The following is a 20213-nucleotide window of genomic DNA, read 5'->3' as shown; positions in this document are numbered from 1 at the left end:
GCGCCCCCAGGCGGGTGCCGTACAGGCACCCGCCAGCGCGTCGACTGCAGCGTTGTGTTCGCTGCCACTCGGTCCGTTCCAGCGGCTCCCTCCGGGAAGTCGGACGCGGCGATCGTATCGGGCGGCCGGGGAACAGCCCGGTGCCGGCTGCCGCGGGTCATGACTTGGCCATGACCCGCCTCGCCGTGCATGGCAGAAGTCAGGTGATCGATCCGGAGGCCAAGGCGGGGTCCCAGTATCCAACGGTGGTTCCTTCGGGAGAGCCGTAGAGGTGCCACCGTGAGAGGTGCCGGTTCCAGCACTGGCAGGCTGTCTCAGGTAGGAGCAGGCAGCCGTGGTCGGCTCCGCGGTTTGCGGTCATGCAGTTGGGGTCGTACAGGCATGTGTCGTTGTCGACGGCCCGGTTGACGACTGCGTCGAGGTTTTGTTCGAGCACCGTACGTAGCGCGCCGATGCTGGACTCGCCCCGTCCACCGTTCGGATGTACGGCGAAGGCCAGTTCGTACGGGAACAGGTGCTCCGACAGAGAGGTTTCCGAGTAGCCGGAGTCGACGGCCAGGGCTCGCAGGGTCTGATGGGCGAGGGTGTGCAGGAGGCTGAACAGTTGATGAACCGGCCAGTCGGGATGCCGTTCATCGATGTCGGCAGGGAAGTCGGGAACCTGCCCGGTTCTGGGGTCCAGCCGGGTGGCAAACCACCGACGCAGGTCCGTTGCGCTGCTGATCTCCGAAGGGTCCGCCAGTCGGTTGGCGTACATCCATCGGCGCACCCGGTCCGGGTCGAGGGCGAAGAGCAACGCTTCGGTGGTGGAAGGGTGCGCGTAAAGGAGAGTGGTGGCAGGAGCTCCTCGGGTGACCCGACCTCGGTAGGGCACAAGGTCGGCTTCGGCGGGGCCGAAGCCGGCCCGGGAGTAGCCGACGGCGAGGTACGTGACGGGGAAGTCGCCGAGCAGGCAGGTACGGGTGGGGTCGAATCCGGCCCGGTGCAGCACCGCGGGGTAGGTGTCGTACAGGGCCTTGCGGGCCGGTGTTCTGGCCTGATCGGCGAGCCGGTCGAGCAGCAGGCGGTCCAGGTGCAGCACCCGCTGGTAGGTTGACAGGCTCGCCGCCAGGTCCGGTCCACGCGGGTCCTGCACCGGGTCGTAGCCGAGGATCTTGGTCACGGCGCCGGAGAGTCGGTCCAAGTCCACCGGGACGAACCGACGACGCAGGGCTTCGGCCTGCTCCGTGAGACCGGCCTGCTCCATGGCGTCGATCGAGTCGAGGATTTCCTGCGGTACCGCCGGACCGGCGGACGCCGACATCAGCCGGTCGTAGTCGTCTTCGCTGCACTCGCCGAGCCAACGGGCCAAGGTGGCCACCACGTAGCCGGGTCGGGTGGTGCTCAGCGCCGCGTCCTGAGTCATGACGTTGACCAGGCTGAGCCCTTGGGGGACGTATGCGGACCCGGCGGTGTGCAGCAGCGGCACCATCGCCTTGTTCGGCCAGGTGCAACCGGCGGTGTTCGGGCAGAAGCCCTGCACGTTGAGACTCATCCCGCAGTCGAGGCACTCCCAGCGGAAGTCCTTGAATCGGCTAACCCGGTCGTTGAGGCGGAAGGCGGTGTGCCCGCGGCCGCACTTGCCCGGAGGCTTGAGCGGCTGCAGTTCGCCGCACTGGTGGGCGAGGACGAACTGCAGCTGCCGGTTGCCGCCCAAGTTGCCGCAGGTGGGGCAGGGTGGCGGCCAGTCCTGGCCGTGCCGGGGCTCGGGGGCCTCCCAGACCCGCCCGCAGCCAGCTTTCGCGCACCGTACGACGCGGGGCCAGACCCGGCAGAACACCTTGCCCGGGATGACGATTTGGTAGTGGCTGGCGGCCAGGGGCGCGTCGGACGGGAACTCGGGTGCCCGTTCGTCACCGCCTGCGGCCTTGCCCTCCAGCCGCCACCGTCGGACCAGTCGCATCGCCTGGCCGACGAGATATTCGCGGTCCAGGGCAGGGCCGTCGTAGGTGTCGTCCGGTGCGTACTGACGGACTTGGGCGATGAAGCCGCCCGCGTGGTCGAAGGTCTGGTCGGGTCGGTAGCGGAACAGGACCTGGCCACGGTCGCGGGACATCTCGCGGTCGTGCGGGTTGAAGGCCATCATCGGCTCCGATCCGACAGGGTGATGAACGGGATTCCTTCGGCGACGTCGCGGAGGCTGGTCATCGGCTGGTATTCCAGACCGAGGTTCTCGGCGGTCGCCCGGTAGGAACGGGCGCCGCCCGCCGCGGCGCTGGCCGCGCCGGCGGCCCGCAGCGATTCGACCGCCAGCCGGACGCGTTCGTCGAGGTCCGCCAGGAGTTCCAGCGCCTCGGGGCGGTCGGCGAGGTAGGCGTGGTGCAGCGCGTCGAGCAGTGCGGGCAGTTGGGCCTCGGGGATGCCGCCGGCGGCCGGCGCGCGCATGGCAGTTTTCATCCGGCCGAGTTCATGCAGGTGGGTCGGCGCCTTGCCGGCCTCCCACCAGGACCGGTTCGCCACCTGGAGCACTTGCCCCATGAGCACACCGGGAAGCGTGCGGCGTACGGCGAAGCGGCTCCACCGGTTGATCGCCACCGGCTCGACCATACGATCCAGGTATTCGTGGAACTTGCCGTGGTAGCGGAAGTGCGACCGGTCGCGTTCCCGTACCGCGTTGAAGATCATGAAAACGATGCCGAGATGCGCCCGGCCGACGCGGGAGCTGGCCTGGATGTACTCGGCCATCGCCCGGGGCATGCCGTTGAAAACCATGAGGTTGAGCCGGTCCACGTCCACCCCGTGGCTGACCATGCTCGTTGCCACTACGGACTCGATCGCGCCGCCCCGGCTGCTGAGGTCTTTAAGCGCCGCAGCGACCTCGTCGAACTTCGTCTCGCCCTTCATCTCTGCGATCTTCAGCTCGTCCCAGCCGGCTTGACGCAGCTGCTCGTTGACCTGGGTGTCCATCGACCGGCGGATCTTGCCGAAGTCGACCAGGCTGGTGACGTAGGTGAGACTGGTGCGGTAGAGGTCGATGAGCGTGTCGAGGTCTCCCGGCGGCAGCCCGGTCAGCGCTGCGGGCACGTCGAGGCGTGCCCGCAGCTTGCGGATGGCGGTGTGCGCGGCGGTGAGGATCCGCACGAGCGTCATCTCCGCCGTGGTGCGGGTGGGCAGGACACCGACGAACCGGCGCAGCGGGGTATCGGGGGCGATCTTCCAGTAGAACGACTGGTCCAGTTCCGGGCCGGGCAGCGGTACCACCACCGAGCGCAGCCCGAACAGGTGCTCGCACTGACGGTCCTCGCCACGGATGGTGGCGCTGGTGGCGATGACCTTCATGCGGACTGGCCGGTGGTCGGCGCGTGACCGGGCGGACAGAGCCTGCTGCACGGCGGCGAGCAACCCCTCGTAGTGGCCGCTAAAGGTGCCCAGTTCCTCGTCGACCATGTGGAGTTCGTCGACGATTTCGAGCGTGGGCGATGGGTCGTACAGCGGGGCGGGCAGCGGCTGCACCGGGTGTTTGGTGCCGCGTTCGTGGCATTTGCCGCCACGGCCGTACCCGTGGGTGGGGCAGACGCAGTCCACGTCGCCGAGCAGGGAGCCGAAGCGGTCGGACAGGCCGATGCCGGCGAGCTTGTCGAGGGTGCCGACGACCACCGACGGCAGGTAGCGGTAGATCTCCCGATCCGTGACGTAGATGGGAAGGACCTTGCGGCATCTGCCGCATTGGTGTTCTAGCGTGAGCTTGTCGGGGTCCGGAGGCATGACCCGCACTTCGTCGCCGCCGCAGTAGGGGCAGGTATCCACGAGCCGGTAGCGGTTTCGCTGCTGCTCGTCGCGGCGCAGCAGGTCGACCAGTGCGGGGTCGAGCGCGTTGGGCGTGTTCGAGCCGCCGGCGTAGAAGCCGACCCGGAAGGGGGCGCCCCTGCCGCCGCCGACCTGCCGGAGCGCCTCAGCTGCCTCGACGCGGATGGTGTCGGCGGTGGCGACGACGTCGAGCTGGCGCTGGGTCTGCTGCAGCGACAGCAGGCGCAGCGGGAACCGGCACCAGGCGCTGGTACCGCTGGACTTGCCGCGGGCGCGGTCGTAGAACAGGCAGCAGACCGTCAGGCCGAGGTACGCCTCGGTCTTGCCGCCGCCGGTGGGGTACCACAGCACGCTGACCGCTTCGGTGGGATCGGCGGAGTCCGACCGGCCCCACAGGCCGGGGGTGAACTCCTGCGGCGGGTGTTCTCGCCAGGCCAGCGCCGGCAGTTGGCTGACCAGGAAGACCACCTGGAACAGCCGCCATCCGGAGTTGCGCCGCCCGGATTTCTCGGCCAGCCGCTGCATCGTCCTGTTGGTGAGCCGGAACGCCAACAGCAACCGCGCGTCGCGGCGCAGCCACCGCACCCCGTCTTCGAACCTGGCCACCTCGCCTTCGAACGCGGCGCGGTCGAGTTCCTTGCGGGCGGCCAGCTCCGGCTCCAACCCGTCGACGCTCCACGCCTCGTCGGTGGCATACGCCCGCAGATCGGCGGCGAGTGCGTCCAGCGCCGGCAGCGGGTCCGATTCCAAAAGGGCGTAGCGGGCGGACCGGTGATCGCGGGGACGGGCACGGGAGGTCTGGTGGACGGGGGCGTAGACGCTGCGCAGTCCGGTAACCGTTCCGTCGTCGGTGTGGACGGCCTCGACGCCACAGTTGGTCGCGTAGGCCGGAAGATCGCGCCGGTAACGGTAGGCGTCCGGTCCGAGGTCCATCAGGATCGGACGCAACACACCCGGCTTCGATGAAACCTTTAGCTGCGCGCGGAACAGGAAGTGGTCGCGGGACTCGTCGTGCCGCCGTTGTCCCGCCGAGCGGCCGCGGCCCTGGACGACCACGGTGGGGTCCTGTGACAGGTTCGCCAGGCTCGCGACGACCCGTAGACGGCCGTCGACCGGCCGGGCGGCCAGGTGCACGTGTGCGGAGAAGGAAGGAGCGACGGGTTCGCCGACGTTGGTCTGTGCCAACCACGCCTCGAACGCCGCCTCGTCGGTCAGAGCGTCGGCAGGAACGGCACGCTCGCGCCGTTCGTCGCCGACCCGTCGCTCGACGCGCGGGTCACGGACCGCCGTGTCGCGTACCCGGGCGAAATGGGCGGCGAACTCGTCGCGCCCGACGGTGTCGGTCGAAGCACGGCTGCCGTCCACGTGCACGGAGAGAGGGCCGACGCCCACGTCAACACGCTGAAACACGGGCGCAAGCCGGTAGGCGTCCGCGGTACCCAACCGGGAACCGAGGTACGCGACTTGTTCGGCGAAGGTCGGAACCCGCCGGTAGTAGCAGCTGACCGAGGCGCCCACCCGTAGGCTCACGCCCCGCCCGCCCGTGGTCTCGAACTCGAAACCTAACGAAGAGGGGGTGGCCCTGCCCATCCGCACGGCGTTGACGGCGAGGTCCAGATCGCCTGGTGCGAGGCTGGCCAGGTAGTACCTTGCCGACGGGGGCTCGCCGACGCAGGTGTCGCCGTCCGCGACGCCGGTGGCGTCGTCGACTACCGCCGCGACCAGATGGTCGGCGACGGCCTCCTGCTGTTCGCGGGTCGGGACGTAGGCCGGTGCGGCGGGAGCTGTCATCGGATCTCCTCGGAGTCGCTCAGGTGAAAGGAGTCGGCGGGTTCGTCGGCGGGGCGGCGGGGCCCGGTCATGAGCGCGGGGACCGCCGGAGCGGGTTCGATCCGGGCGACTGTGAGGACGACGACGGCCGTCTCGACATCGGCCGCGGTCAACCCGCTGGTCGCGTCGAGGACCTCGTCGGCCGGCAGAGCCCCGCGGCTGCCGGCGGGCCCCAACGACCGGGTCAGCGCGGCCAGGCGCCTGCCCAGACGGACATGGGCGTGGCGCAACGTCTGCATCGCGCGCCAAACCGCCTCGTGGCGGGTGGTCAGCGCATCGTCGTTCAGCAGCAAGCCAAGCCGCCGCAGGTCGGCCGGGTCGTCCGGGCCGAGGGTGACACCGATGCACCACAGCCGGACGGTCTGTGCCTGCACGGCGCAGCCGTGAGCGGCGAGCTGGCGCGCCAGGGTGGCGTAGGAGCCGCACCGGGCGTACGCCCGCGCCAGAGCGGTGCGCCAGTGGGACACCCACGCACCCGCCACCGCCAGCTCCGGCACGTCTTCGGCGACCTCCAAGATCTTCGCGAGTAGCGTCTTGTGGGCGTCACCGTCGATGAACACCAATTCGTCTCCGACGGCGATGCGGCCCGCGTCCACCGGCTCGGTCCGGCGGGCGTGCGACCGCCAGCGCCAGACCGGGCTGTCGGCGCGCAACCAGGCCCAACTGCCGTCGTTGAACAGCACCCTCAGCCCAGCAACCACATCCGTGCCACCGGCGTCCGCCTGTTCGTCGACGGAACCGGTCGCGCCCCTCGGTTCCAGCTGGGCGGTCCAGCCGTTGCCGTCCCACAGGCCGGGCGGCACCTCCGGGGGGCGGGCGGCGATAAGGCCGACGTCGTCCAGGCCCGGCTCCGCTGCCTCCTCATGCACCGTCGCGCCGTCCGGAAAGGATCCCACCCGCACGGCCGTCCACGCCCTGCTCCGTTGTCTCGGTAACGACAGGCGTAGCCCGGCCGCCTTCTGCATCCGGACGGCGTCGGCCACGACGGCAACCTCGTCGAAAGGTCCGTCGCCCCGTGACCGGTGAGGCGCCGGAAGACTACCGTTCTGGGCCTCGGGTGCGTAGGCGAGGACGACGAACTGCCGGGCGACGCGCGACCGGTAGACCCACCGTCCCCAGGTCGGCGGGGCGCCGAGCAGGATCGCGACATCGGCCGGCTGGCAGGTGGCGAGCGCGCCGAGCGACGTGACCCTGACGGCGGGAAGGCTGTCGCGCAGGTAGTCGGTGTACAAGCGGGCGAGGGCAGCGGTGCGAGCCACCAGGAGCGCGTCCTTGCCGGCGGCGAGGACGTCCGCGGCAACCTCAAGCAGTGCGTGGGCCTTCGTCGCCGGCGATGCTCCGCGACGGGTCGGGAGTTCGCGCTCAGCAGCGTTCAGCGCCAGCAGCATCCCCGCCAGCTCCACCTCCACCATCGGTAGCCAGTCGGCCCGCAGCTCCCTGTCGGCGACGACGCGGGCGGCCCGGGCGAGCGCGCCGATGCGTTCCCGCAGCGGCACGCCGGCCAGCCGGTCGTGGGCCGAAACCGGCACCGCCAGACCGACCAAGTCGTGGAACAGCCCGAACGCCTGGGCGAGCAACGTCGACACGTATGCCGACCGGCGTCCCAGCCGCGCCAGTGTGGAGATGTCGGCCCAGAACAGGCCGGCGTCCGCGCACAGCTCAGGACATGCAACGGGACGCACACCGATGCGTGTCCCGCCATCGCCCGCCGACAAGGTGCCGTCGGGCGGGGCGGTGTCGGCACGGAAGCCGTCGCTAAGTACCCAGTCGTACCCGAAGGCCGGCATCCGACGTGCGAGGCGGACCACCGCCGGGTCGGCAGGGTCACGGGCCACCACGACGGTCGGCACACCGGCCTCGCAGACCGCGTCGGCGTCGCCGACCGGTAGATCGACGACCAGAAGATCGAGACTATCCAGTGCGCGGGCGGCGGCGACGGAGTCGACGAAGACCGTCGACCAGCGCCCGTCGTCGCGGTCGATGACGCTCAGCCGCCCGTTCCGCCCGACGGTGGCGGCGGCGACGGTCGACCGCAGCGGCTCCCCCGCGCCGCCCGGCCGTGGGCTGACGGCCAGGGCACGGTAGAAGCCGCGGAGCCGGGGATCGGTGGCCACCACACCGATACGCAACGGACTGGGACCGGCCCGCCCTGTGCTAAGGCTGTCACGGATCATCGCTTCGATGTGCGCAGCCGCGGGAACCAGCGCAGGAAGAGGCGAGAGCGGATCCGCTGGGCAGATCAAGACCGATCCCCGGCGCAGAACGGCGTGCTCGACCGCGCGCAACGCGTCGACGTCGAATACGGAAGGCTGGATCGGGATCCTGCCGAGGGTGAGACGCCCTTCGGACAGGCAAGAGGACAGGTCCGCAGCGACGGCGGACGGAAGAGGGACCGGTGGGCAGCCTTCGCCCACGGTCCCGTAAGGGACGGCGTCCACGACGAACTCCAATGCCCTGGTCCCCAGCGGGAACGCGGGCACGACGCCCGCGTTGCGACCCGCCAAGGTTCTTCGGCACCCTCAGAATCTCGCGCCGGCCGCGTCAGCGCAAGAGCCATCTATGTCCGGGCGTCCGGGATCAAGAGGAGGCCCAGCGATCGGGCGGTCAGGACCTGCCCGTCCTCGGCGTCCGGCACAGACCTGTCGGTCGAGTCCGACCCCGGCGTTCGGCTGAACCACCCTTCCGACGTCTGTCCGCATGGACTTGATCGCAGATGGTGTCGGAGCCCTCGCCTAGGATGACCGAGGCTCAGAACCTGCAGAACCGGCCCGGAAGGACTCCACGAGGTGTCGACGACCCGCAAGCTCATCGAGGTCTCACTCCCACTGGAGGACATCAACCGCGAGTCGGCGAGGGAAAAGTCTATCCGGCATGGGCACCCGTCGACGCTGCACCTCTGGTGGGCTAGGCGTCCGCTCGCGGCGGCTCGTGCCGTGCTATTTGCTCAACTGGTCGATGACCCGTCTTCACATCCCGATCGATTTCCTACCGAGGAGCAGCAGAAGGCCGAGCGGGACCGTCTGCACGGGCTGATCCGGGACTTAGTCGTCTGGGAGAACACTGGCGACCGCCGGCTGCTGCGGCAAGTACGCGAAGAGATCTTGCGATCTACAGGGGGGAAGCCGCCTACGATCCTCGATCCCTTCGCTGGCGGGGGCACGATCCCGCTGGAGGCGCAGCGGCTGGGCTTGGAAGCGTGCGCGAGCGATCTAAATCCCGTTTCCGTGCTAATCAACAAGGCACTTATTGAGATTCCGCAGCGCTTCGGCGGCCGCTCTCCGACATTTCCAGGTGTGGGTGAGTCCCGCCTTGGCGATTGGCCGAGCACAACTGGCCTGGCTGAAGATGTGCGTCGCTACGGGGCATGGATGCGTAAACGTGCAGAGGAACGTATCGGACATCTATACCCGAGAGCGGAGTTGCAGGATGGTTCCACCTCGACCGTCGTGGCCTGGCTCTGGGCGAGAAGCGTCGGTTGCCCTAATCCTGCATGCGGAATCGCTATGCCGCTGGTGCGCTCGTGGTGGCTTCGCAAGAAGAAGGGCAAAGAGGCATTTGTGCTGCCCCACATCGTGCCGGACAGTGGAAGTTCGGCAGGCCGCCGAGTGGCATTCGAGGTTTGTCACGACAAGACTGCAGCTCCAGCAAGCACGAATAATGGAACAGTCGGGCGTTCGGGCGCGATATGCGTAGCGTGCGGCACGGCCGTTGACCTGGGGTACATAAGAACTGAGGGCAGGGCCGGGCGCATGGGGGCTCAGCTCATGGCCGTAGTCGCGGAGGGAAACCGGCAGAGAGTCTACCTATCTCCCGACGAATCGCATGAGCGGGCAGCGGCGACGGACCGGCCGCAAGATGCGCCCAGGGAGCAGCTTGCCTACATGCCTCGTGACATCAAGGCGCCGACTTACGGCATGACCGCCTTCGCCGACCTCTTCACGAACCGCCAGCTAAGAGCGATGATGACATTTAGCGACCTCGTTCTTGAAGCACGCGAACGGGTGCTGGAAGACGCGGCGTCAGCAGGCACGCTGCCTGGCGAGAGGCTCGCGGGAGGCGGCGCGGGCGCTGCAGCGTACGCAGACGCGGTGGCAACATACCTGGCATTCGCAGTTTCAAAACTAGCAGACCGCGGATCAACCATAGTTACGTGGTTCCTCGAACGTGAGTCCACTCGCAACACATTTGCCCGCCAGGCGATTCCGATGACATGGGACTTCGTTGAGCCGAACCCATTCGCGTCTGGCACTGGAAGCTGGATCGGCGCTGTCGAATGGACGGCCGACGCTCTCCGGAGCGCTGCGATCGACGCGACCCCTGGCACAGCCAGTCAAGCAGATGCCGCCACGCGCGACTATACGAATTTGGTTATTTCTACCGATCCGCCCTACTATGGGAATATCGTCTACTCGGACTTGTCCGACTTCTTTTACGTCTGGCTGCGTCGATCCTTACGCGATGTGCACCCGTCTCTCTTCTTCACTCTACTGGTCCCGAAGGCGGAGGAGCTCGTGGCCAATCCGTACCGCCACAGCGGGGAAGAGGAGGCGTCCCGGCATTTCGAGACAGGCTTTGAACACGTCTTCGCGCGAGCACGAGCGGGCGCATCCGACGACTATCCGATAACCGTGTACTATGCATTCAAGCAGACGGAACTTGAGAGCGAGGGTGTCCTCTCAACCGGATGGGCGACCTTGCTTGAAGGAATGATCCGGTCCGGGTGGGCGATTACAGCAACTTGGCCGGTCCGTTCAGAATTGAGCAACCGAATGCTGGCATCTGGGAAGAATGCCCTCGCTTCCTCGATTGTCCTCGCATTGCGACCTCGGCATGAAACGGCGTCTACCACCAACCGTCGCGGCTTCCTCAGTTCACTCAAGGCCGAACTTCCCCGAGCTTTGACCGAGATGCAGCAGGGGGCTATCGCCCCGGTCGACCTCGCGCAGGCGACGATCGGACCGGGGATGGCTGTGTTTACCCGGTACGCCCGCGTGGTCGAGTCCGACGGCTCGCCCATGACGGTCCGCACCGCGCTCGCGCTCATCAATCAGGCACTCGACGAGGTGCTCGCCGAGCAGGATGGCGACTTAGACGCCGACAGCCGGTTCTGCCTGAAGTGGTATACCCAGTACGGGTGGTCGCGCCAGCCGTTTGGAGAGGCGGATGTGTTGGCCCGAGCGGTCAACACCGCCGTGGACGGGCTGGCCCGTGCCGGGGTTTTGACCTCCCACGAAGGAAAGGTCGCGCTAACCAGACCGGCGGCGTTGCCGTCCAAGTGGAATCCGGCCACGGACGACCGGATCTCGGTTTGGGAGGTCACCTGTCATCTCGCGCGGTCGCTTGCCACTGTCGGGATCGATGACGCCGCGCATTTGATGGCTGCAGCGAGTTCCCGGATCGATCTGGACGCCGTCCAGCTGCTGGCTTACCGGCTGTATGAGCTTGCGCAGAACAAAGACCCGGACGACGCTCTGCTGTTCAACGCCCTCGGCACTTCGTGGGCGGATCTTTCCGCCGTATCTCGGACCAAGCCCGCCACCGTCGGGCAGCTCGCGCTCGATTTAAATAGCGCCGGCTGAACGTGCAAGGCGCATCCCGTCTGCTCTGCATCTACTGAGGGGAATCAGTGGCTATCAGCAACCGTGACCAAGTTGGTCAGGGCCTCGACCTGCTCGCCCAGGCCCTTGAACCGTTTGTCGCCCGGGTTCTCGCGCCGCTGATCCCGGCCGGGCGGGACTGGACCGCGCTGCTGGCGATCAAGGACGGGGTGGACGGCAGATCGGATCGGGAATACGCGCCCACAGATCCGCAGTGCCAACTTCGCGTCATCACGGAGCGACTGGGTGATCATGGCTTCCCGTTCGACCGGGCATTGTCCCGGGCCGAACGAAACCTGGCGAATGAACTACGCGAGGTGCGTAACAAGTGGGCACACCGCGAGCCCTTCTTCCCTGACGACGCGTACCGGGCGTTGGACACGACGGAGCGTCTGCTTCGCGCCGTCGGTGCCGTCGCCGAGGCCGATCGGGTCAAAGGTATGCGGCTGAACGTCCAGCGCGGCGCATACGAGCAGGAAACCCGGCGCGCCGCGCGTGCCGCTGGAACCCCGGACACCGCCGATCCCGACCTGCCGTCGTGGCGAGAGGTGCTTGAACCTCATCTCGATGTGCAGAGCGGCACATTCGCGGCCTCGGAATTTGCCGCTGATCTCTACCGGGTGGCCGTCGACCCGACGGGGGTGACCGATGAGTACGCCGATCCAGTGGAGTTCTTCCGGCGGACCTATCTCACCGAAGGGCTTCGTGACCTGTTGCGACGCGCTGTAGCCCGCGTCGCCGGTAACGCCGACGCTGAGCCGGTGGTCAACCTCCAGACCACGTTCGGCGGCGGCAAGACGCATTCCATGCTCGCCGTATGGCATCTGTTTTCCGGCCGCGCGTTGTCCGAGTACCCGCAAGAGGTGCAGGACAATCTCGGGGCCTCCGATCCTGGTCGCCTCACCGTTCGCCGGGTGGCCTTGGTCGGCAACGAGATCGCGCCCGGCCAGCCGGTCACCAAACCGGACGGCACGGTAGTGCGCACCTTGTGGGGGGAGCTGGCGTGGCAGTTAGGCGGGTCGGGGGGGTACGCCCATGTCGCCGAGGCGGACCGCACCGGCACGAACCCCGGGGCGGCGTTGCGGGACTTGCTCGCCGCCTACGCACCGGCCGTCGTCCTCGTTGACGAGTGGGTCGCGTACGCCCGTCAGCTTCACGGTCGGGACGATCTTCCTGCCGGGACGTTCGAGACGCAGTTCACCTTCGCCCAGTCCCTGACCCAGGCTGTGGCTGCGGTGGCTGGCGCATTGCTGTTGGTCTCGGTCCCGGCCAGCGATGTGCGACGTGAGCCGGGTGAGCGCGGCGACGCATCTGCCGAGGCGTCAGAACTGGAGGTTGGCGGCGCCTACGGCAGGGAGGCCCTGCAGCGCCTGGACAACGTCGTGCGCCGCGTCGCGTACCAGTGGGCCCCGGCCTCCCGGGACGAGTCCTACGAGATCGTGCGACGCCGACTGTTCCGCGAGCCGGACAACACCGCGATAGGCGCGATCAATGCCACCGCACGGCGGTTCGTCGAGAATTACCGTCAGCATCCCGGGGAGTTTCCAGGCGGGGTGACAGATAGCGCGTACGAGCAGCGGATCCGGGCCGCTTTCCCCATCCACCCGGAGCTGCTCGACCGCCTCTACATGGATTGGTCGCCGCTGGACCGGTTCCAGCGCACCCGTGGCGTGCTTCGCCTGATGAGCACCGTGGTCCACCAACTGTGGACGAGAGGCGACAGGTCTCCGCTGATCATGCCGGCGTCCGTGCCGCTGGACGCCACCGGAGCCCGCAGCGAGGTCGTGCAGTACGTTGACCCCCGCTGGGCCGAGATCATCCAGACTGACATCGACGGTGAGGACTGCGTTTCCCGGCGCATTGATGTCGAACGGCCGTTGCTCGGGAAGCGTTCGGTGACCCTGCGGGTCGCGAGGACGCTGTTCCTCGATTCCGCGCCGACCCTCGATGCCGCGCGGAAGGGTGTGGACCGCAAGCGCATCGCGCTCGGGGTCGCGATGCCCGGAGACGTGGTTGGCAACTTTGGATCGGCGCTGGACGGCCTCGTCAACCAATCCAGCCATCTCTTCCGCGACGGCGACCGCTACTGGTACGACACGCAGCCTTCCCTAAACCGGCTCGCCGCCGAGCGGGCCCGGGACATCGCGCTGGACGGGGTTCACACGGAGGTGCTCGCCCGGCTGCGGCGCACCGTCACAGGCTCGACGCCGGAGTTCACGGCCGTGATCGTCGGTCCGGAGAGTACCGGTGACGTGGCCGAGGACGAGAACGTCCGGCTCGTCGTGCTGCATCCGGAGCACCGGCACAACGGCAAGGACAAGGACAGCTCCGCCGCCCGGTTCGTTCTCAACTTGCTCCGGCACCGGGGAACGGCTCCGCGGTTACGGCCTAACACCTTGGTGGTTCTCGCGGCCGATGACGCCCGGTGGCGGGACCTCGAATCGACCGTCCGCAATCACCTCGCCTGGCGGTCGATCACGGATCAGAAGCGGGTGCTGGACCTGACCCAACAGAACGCCGCGCAGGCCGAACGCCGTACCGAGGAAACCAGCCGCACCATCGACGACCAGATCCCATCGACATGGATCTGGGCACTTCACGCTGTTCAAGGGGAACCGGCGGAACCGCTGACGGTCGGCCAGATCAAATGCGACGGCACGGAGAAGCGCCTAACCGTCCGGACGGGGGCAAAGCTGGTCCGCGAGGACGCACTACGGACCCAGGTCGCGCCGGCCGCGCTGCATGTCGACCTTGTAGGCCCGCTGCGGGCCCGGTGGAACCAGGGCCACATCGCCGTCGGTGAACTGTGGGACTTCTACACCCGCCATCCCTACCTGCCGCGGATGCGCGACCGACGCGTGCTCATCGAAGCCCTCCGCGACGTGCTCCACGACCCGGGGTGGCAGCAGCAGGGTTTCGCGCTCGCCACCGGCTACGACGAGGGCACCGGGGTGTTCGCCGGGCTGGCCGTTCCACTGCACGACCTCGACTTCCCGGACATCGCCGACAACACGCTGCTCGTCCGACCGGACCTCGCCACGCAACAGCGCCGCGACGAGGAGGACCGACAGCGGCACACGCGGGAAAACGGCGGTGCCGACGACGAAGGCGGCAGGCCGAGCCGGCCGACCGGTACCGCGCGGCACCCGGCAAGGGGTACGACTGCCGAGGAACCACGCCAGCGGGCGAACGTCCGCTGGACGGGACGGTTCGACGTCGATCCGGACGCCGATGTCGAGACCGTTCTCGCAGCCGTCTCGCGGGAAGTCATCGCGCATCTGCGCGACGCGGGGCCCGAGGTCTTGGAGATCACCCTGGAGGTGACCGCCGAACGCCGCGACGGATTCGACACATCCGTCGTCCGTACGGTGACGGAGAACAGCCGCACGCTCGGTGCCAGTCGGTCCCGGTTCGAGGACGCCTGATGGCGCGCCCCGTGCCGGTACCGGTCACGGTGCGTCGGGTCGAGCCGGATCCCTCGATCACTTCGGCGATCGGACGCCACCATTCATTGCCGACGGCTGTTGCCGACCTCGTCGACAACAGCGTCGACGCCGGGGCCCGGCACGTGCTCATCCGCATCGTTCAGCGGGACGAACGCGCCCACGGGTTGATGGTGATCGACGACGGCGAGGGGATGGACGGCGACCGCATTGACGCCGCGATGACCTACGCACGGCGGCGCGAGTACGGCGCGAGCGATCTAGGGCACTTCGGTATCGGTCTGAAGGCGGCGTCACTGAGCCAGGCCGACGTGCTGCTGGTGTGGTCCCGCCGCTGGGGCTCACCGACGGTAGGCCGCGGCCTGGAACGTTCCTCGCTCGATTCCGGTCCGATGGTGCAGTCCTTCTCGACCGACGACGCGTCGACACGTCTGGAAGACGTCGACCCCGGCTTTCCGATTGACACCGGTACGGTCATCGAATGGCGCAACGTGCGGACGTTCCTGCAGTCCCCCGATCCCGATGAGCAGCGGCACTGGCTGGAACGGACCGTGGAAGACCTACGCAACCACTTGGGGCTCGTGCTGCACCGTATTCTCGCCGGGGCCCGGGTTCAGGTCCGCATCGACGTCGTCGAGGAGACCTGCCTCGAGTTCGGCGTCGGCGCCGCCCGTACCGTCGAGACGCTGGATCCGTTTGGCTACGACCGCAGTGGCCACCCCGAGTACCCGCAGGAACTACGGGTGCCCTTGGCCGACGGCAGCGCTCGGGCCACGATGCATATCTGGCCGGCGCAAGGGCGCGACGACATAGGCTTCACTTTGGGAGGCCGCAGTCCCCTGGAGTCGCAGGGCCTGTATGTCTACCGACGCGACCGGCTCCTGCAGGCCGGCGGCTGGAACGACCTGGTCTCACCGTCACGGGACCTGTCGTTCGCGCGAATCGCGGTCGAATTGGACCCCGTGCTCGAACCGCACATCACCATCAACCCCGAGAAGACCGGGGTGGTCTTCGACGCGGAGCTATCCGACGGCTGGCACACCACACGCTCCGCATCGGGCGGCAAGTTCGCGGACTACCTGGACGCCGCCCGTGCCGGCGCTAGGCAAGCCCGACGGCGCAACCCCCGTCCAGTTCACGTGGTCGAGCCCGGGCGCGGAATGACCGCGAAGGTGGCCGAGGCGTTCGAGGACCACGCCACATACCTGCCGGGTGAAGACCCGGTCGACATACGGTGGCGCGGCCTTGCTGCCGACGAGGTGTTCCGGATCGACCGCGGCTCGCGCACCATCTGGCTCAACAGCCGGTACCGTACGGCGCTGGGCGGCTCTGTCGGCTTGGCTAACGACGACGCTCAGGTGGTCAAGACGTTGCTGCACCTGCTGCTGGGCAGCCACCTGCGCGGCAGTTACGCCGGACCCCGCGAACGACGGCTGGAGACGGCCTGGCAGGCAATCCTGCTCGCCGCGGCGCAAGAGCAGCAACGGGCGGTCGACCGGCGTCGCGGAAGCGCGACAGGAGAGGGGGACGAATGACTTCCACCGATGACCGCCCACTCGAACGCCTGACGGCGGAATCGCTCGAGACGTACTTCCGCGCCGCCGTCGCGACGGTGCACCTATTGTCCCGGGCCCCACGCTGCGAGCTACGTATCGATCCCCGCGCGGAAACGTACGAACTGCTGACCCCGGCAAAGGGGCCGATGCCAGACATCCGCGGCATGGAGCACATCGACGTGGACATCGTGGAGGTCGACGGCGAGGAGTGGTACCGGCTGCTAGTGGCGGCCAGAGACCTGCGGTACGAGGCGTACGGATTCGTGATCTCGGTAGTGCAAGGCATGCGGGGCGGGGCCAGCTTCGCGAGTGCCACCGGCGCGGCCTTGACCAATCTGCGCTCCATTATCGCCGCCCGCCGCCGCCTGAGCTCCGAACAGCAACTCGGGCTCACCGGAGAACTGCTCCTCGCACGGCATCTCCTGCGCTCGACTCCGGAGCGCGACGTACTCGACTGGTGGCTCGGCCCGCTCGCCGAGCAGCACGACTTCGCTCTTCCAGACGTAGACATCGAAGTGAAGACGACCACCTCGGAACGTCGGATGCATATCATCTCCGGCACCGGGCAGCTACGGCCGAACCCGGGCCGCCCGCTGTGGCTGGTGTCGATCCAACTCACCCGCGCAGGTGGCGGGGACGGCATCAGCCTCGCCACTCTGGTGGCACAGGTCCGTTCGCAGCTGTCCGAACGCACCGGCCGCTTCACCGAGCACCTGGCCGCGCTCGGGTGGCGCGACGACGACGCCGACCTCTACCGCGAACGCTTTCTCCTACGGTCCGCACCGGCGGCGTACCTGGTCGACGAGGATTTCCCCGCGCTGACCCCCGAACGCCTGGCCTCCGCGGTCCCGCACTCTGATCTCGTCAGCGCCATCTCCTACCGCGTCGATGTGTCGGGCCGGCTCTCCGCATCGCCCGGCGAACCCGTCGACAGCTTCCTGCAAGCCCAGAACGGTCAATCATGAGTGATCCACGCGGTACCGCCGTAGTCCGCGCGCTACGCGCGATGGACGGACACACGCCCGAGCCGTTGCTCGACGAGGTCAACCACCATCTACGCAAGGTTGGGATGCGGCTCGGCGAGGACGAACTCGTCGATCTGCTGACCTGCGACGACCCGAACGACCCGACACGGCTGGCTTTCCACATCCAACTGACGCGTTGGGACAGCGCCGTGAAGGAAGAAGATTGGGCGACCGGCATGGACGGCCTGCCGACGCTTCCCGGCACACCGCAGCGGCGCCTTCTCGTGCTGGACCTGTTGGGACTCGACGCGGATTCCGTCAAACGGATCAACGAGTGCTACCCGCTGTTGCTGACCGGCGCGGTCGTCATCTCCGATGCCCCGTCAGACTGGGACCCCTGGTACACAGACGAGCGGGCGGCCGAGCGGTCGTTCTACTGGGATGCCTACCGAGGCGTGCTGGAACGCAAGACGGACCCGACGGCCGTACGCGACGTGGACCGCACCGCCCGGGAGATCGTGCGACGGCTAGCAGACCCCATCTCCCCGACGCCCTACCAGTCAAAAGGGCTCGTCGTCGGGCATGTGCAGAGCGGCAAGACCGCCAACTTCACCGGCGTGATCGCCAAGGCGATCGATGCGGGATACCGGTTGGTGATCGTGCTGACCGGCACGGTGGAGATCCTGCGCAGCCAAACCCAGCGACGCATCGACATGGAGCTCGTCGGGGAGGAAAACATCCTCGGCGGCATCGACCGCGACGCCACCGACCTGCTCGCCGACGTCGACTACGCCGGCCACCGCGACCGCGACTGGGTGCAGGGCCGCTTCATCCGCCACGGCGTGCGCCCCCGCGACGTCGGCGTCCCGGAGATCCGCCGGCTCACCTCGTCCCGCTGGGACTACAAGAAGCTGCTCGCGGGTTTGTCGGCACTGGACTTCCGCAGTGGCAACGAACTGGCCGACGACCGTAGGCCGTTGCACGACCCGGTCAACCTGTACCGCTCGGACGTGCGCGTCGCCGTGGTGAAAAAGAACAAAACGGTGCTGCAACGCCTCGTCGCGGACCTACGCAGCATTCACACCCGCCTAGGCGAGATCCCGACACTGATCATCGACGACGAAGCCGACCAGGCGTCGGTCAACACGGTCAACCCGAAGAAGTCAGTCCGCGAACAGCGGGACCGCAGCGCGATCAACAAGCTGATCGCCGAACTGTTGGGACTGCTCGACCGCGCACAGTACGTCGGCTACACGGCAACCCCGTTCGCCAACGTCTTCGTCGATCCAGACGACTCCGAGGACATCTTCCCGAAGGATTTCATCGTCAGCCTCGAACCGCCCGGGGCCTACATGGGGGGCAAGGACTTCCATGACCTGAACCTCGCCGAGGACAGCCTGCGCACAGTGGCGAACTCCAACGAGATGGCGTTCGTACGTGATCTGCGGGCCGCCCCCGACGACGACGCCGCCCGTGACGCGGACATCCAGCAGGCACTCGACGCCTACGTACTCGCCGGTGCGGTCAAGCTCTACCGCGAGCAGGCGTTGTCAACACCCGGTGCGTTCCGTCACCACACCTTGCTGGTCCACGAGTCTGTGCGCATGGTCGAGCACAAGGAGCTGGCGCAACGCCTGCTCCACGTTTGGCGGCGTGCCGGCTACAGCACCCCACGCGGCATGCGCCGCCTGCACGACCTATGGCGTGACGACTTCCTGCCCGTGTGCCAGGCCCGCGCGGCGGGCGAGCCCGTCCCGACGAGCTTCCACGACTTGCGCGAGCACATCGGCACTGCGGTCGACCGTATCTCACAAGGACGGTCACCTGTGATTGTCGTCAACGGTGACAAGGACGCCGACTACGAGCAGGACGACCTGGACTTCCAGCGGGGCGACGTCTGGAAGATCCTCGTCGGCGGCGCCAAGCTCAGCCGCGGGTTTACCGTCGAGGGTCTGACCGTCTCCTACTACACACGTCGCACCACCACCGCCGACACCTTGATGCAGATGGGCCGCTGGTTCGGATACCGGACCGGCTACAAGGACCTCGTTCGGCTGTACATCGGACGAAACGTGCCCGGCCCCCGCAACACCCACATCGACCTATACCGAGCGTTCGAGGCGATCGTGCGCGACGAAGAGGACTTCCGTGAGGAACTGCGCGCCTTCCAGGGAACCGATGACAATGGCCGGCCGAAGGTGCGACCCATCGACGTGCCCCCCATGGTCTTCCAGAGCCTGCCCTGGCTCAAACCTACCCAGACCAACAAGATGTACAACGCCGAACTGACCTTCAGCGGCGAAGGCGGCAAGGTCAAGGACTTCTTCCAACAACCTCCGCGGTCGGCGCAGGTTAACCGTAGCCATTTTGCTGCGGTCGGCCCGCTCCTAGACGCCGCCGGAAAGGCCGACCAGTTCTTCGACGAGCAGGGCAACCCCTACCATGCCCGGTACGGCATAGTCCCTGCCGACGAGGTGCGGCAGATTCTGCGGCAGTTCAGCTGGACCGCCAATTATTCTTTCGCTCCCACGATGGCGTTCATGGACGACATCATCGAGCGAGATCTGCTCACGGAGTGGGTGGTGGTCGTGCCTGAACTGACCAAGGGAGCCGTGGCTCGCCGGATCGTCGACGGACGGCCGGAGCAGCTCACCGTGCTCAAGCGGACCCGCCGCGACGACCGGGGAGGCGTGTTCTCTGGCAGCTCCCCCCGGCAGCGCCTCGCTATGGAAATCATCTCCGGCGGGGTCGACGTCTCCTCGCTGTCCGGCTCGCCCGTGGCCAGCGCCGCCGCCAGCTACCCCGCCGCCACGGATCTGCACACACCAACCCGCGGCGCGTTCCTGCTGACCTTCGCCGCTGACACAGGCAACGGCGCCGAACCGTCGCAGTTGCCGTCGCGGGTCGACCCCACCGATGTCGCGACGTTGTTTTCGCTGTCATTCCCGAAGGCCGCCGCACCGGTAGGACGCATTGGCTTCAAAGTCAAGGTGCCGGGGGCTGGGGCGATCGTAGCCCGGGATTAACGGGACCGAC

General features: G+C 67.7%; 8 protein-coding genes. 5 read left to right on the top strand and 3 right to left on the bottom strand.

The window, feature by feature from the left end; all coding sequences use genetic code 11:
* Window positions 1-199: 199 nt before the first annotated feature.
* Genes ACIA6B_RS12005 through ACIA6B_RS11995 form a run of 3 tightly spaced genes read right to left on the bottom strand, consistent with a single transcriptional unit; the run spans window position 200 to window position 8066 of the window.
* A complete protein-coding gene (locus tag ACIA6B_RS12005; protein ID WP_396772714.1) occupies window positions 200-2125 on the bottom strand; it encodes a hypothetical protein in 1926 nt (641 codons plus the stop codon).
* The gene (locus ACIA6B_RS12000) at window positions 2122-5577 is read right to left on the bottom strand and encodes a helicase-related protein (RefSeq protein ID WP_396772713.1); all 3456 of its coding nucleotides are present in this window, start codon (window positions 5575-5577) and stop codon (window positions 2122-2124) included. The genes ACIA6B_RS12005 and ACIA6B_RS12000 overlap by 4 nt, the downstream gene beginning before the upstream one ends.
* Window positions 5574-8066: a DrmE family protein gene (locus tag ACIA6B_RS11995; RefSeq protein ID WP_396772712.1), complete on the bottom strand. Its 2493-nt coding sequence runs from the start codon at window positions 8064-8066 to the stop codon at window positions 5574-5576. The genes ACIA6B_RS12000 and ACIA6B_RS11995 overlap by 4 nt, the downstream gene beginning before the upstream one ends.
* Before the next feature lie 336 nt (window positions 8067-8402).
* On the opposite strand from ACIA6B_RS11995, the gene ACIA6B_RS11990 reads away from it, so the two are divergent.
* Genes ACIA6B_RS11990 through ACIA6B_RS11970 form a run of 5 tightly spaced genes read left to right on the top strand, consistent with a single transcriptional unit; the run spans window position 8403 to window position 20203 of the window.
* Window positions 8403-11195 carry a DUF1156 domain-containing protein gene (locus ACIA6B_RS11990; protein ID WP_396772711.1) on the top strand — a complete coding sequence of 931 codons (2793 nt, stop codon included), beginning with the start codon at window positions 8403-8405 and terminating at the stop codon, window positions 11193-11195.
* Between the two features lie 47 nt (window positions 11196-11242).
* Window positions 11243-14638: a Swt1 family HEPN domain-containing protein gene (locus ACIA6B_RS11985; RefSeq protein ID WP_396772710.1), complete on the top strand. Its 3396-nt coding sequence runs from the start codon at window positions 11243-11245 to the stop codon at window positions 14636-14638.
* Window positions 14638-16191 (top strand): ATP-binding protein, encoded by a 1554-nt coding sequence (locus ACIA6B_RS11980; protein ID WP_396772709.1) that lies wholly within the window; start codon window positions 14638-14640, stop codon window positions 16189-16191. The genes ACIA6B_RS11985 and ACIA6B_RS11980 overlap by 1 nt, the downstream gene beginning before the upstream one ends.
* Complete coding sequence (locus ACIA6B_RS11975) at window positions 16188-17177, top strand: PD-(D/E)XK motif protein (RefSeq protein ID WP_396772708.1); 990 nt, start codon at window positions 16188-16190, stop codon at window positions 17175-17177. The genes ACIA6B_RS11980 and ACIA6B_RS11975 overlap by 4 nt, the downstream gene beginning before the upstream one ends.
* A gap of 41 nt (window positions 17178-17218) precedes the next feature.
* Entirely contained in the window at window positions 17219-20203 is a 2985-nt protein-coding gene (locus tag ACIA6B_RS11970; protein ID WP_396772707.1) for a Z1 domain-containing protein, read from the top strand.
* Window positions 20204-20213: the final 10 nt, after the last annotated feature.

Source organism: Micromonospora sp. NPDC051141, from assembly GCF_044455765.1.
Lineage (GTDB): Bacteria > Actinomycetota > Actinomycetes > Mycobacteriales > Micromonosporaceae > Micromonospora.
Note: the sequence above shows the minus strand (reverse complement) of the source record. Positions and strands in the feature narration are given on the sequence as shown.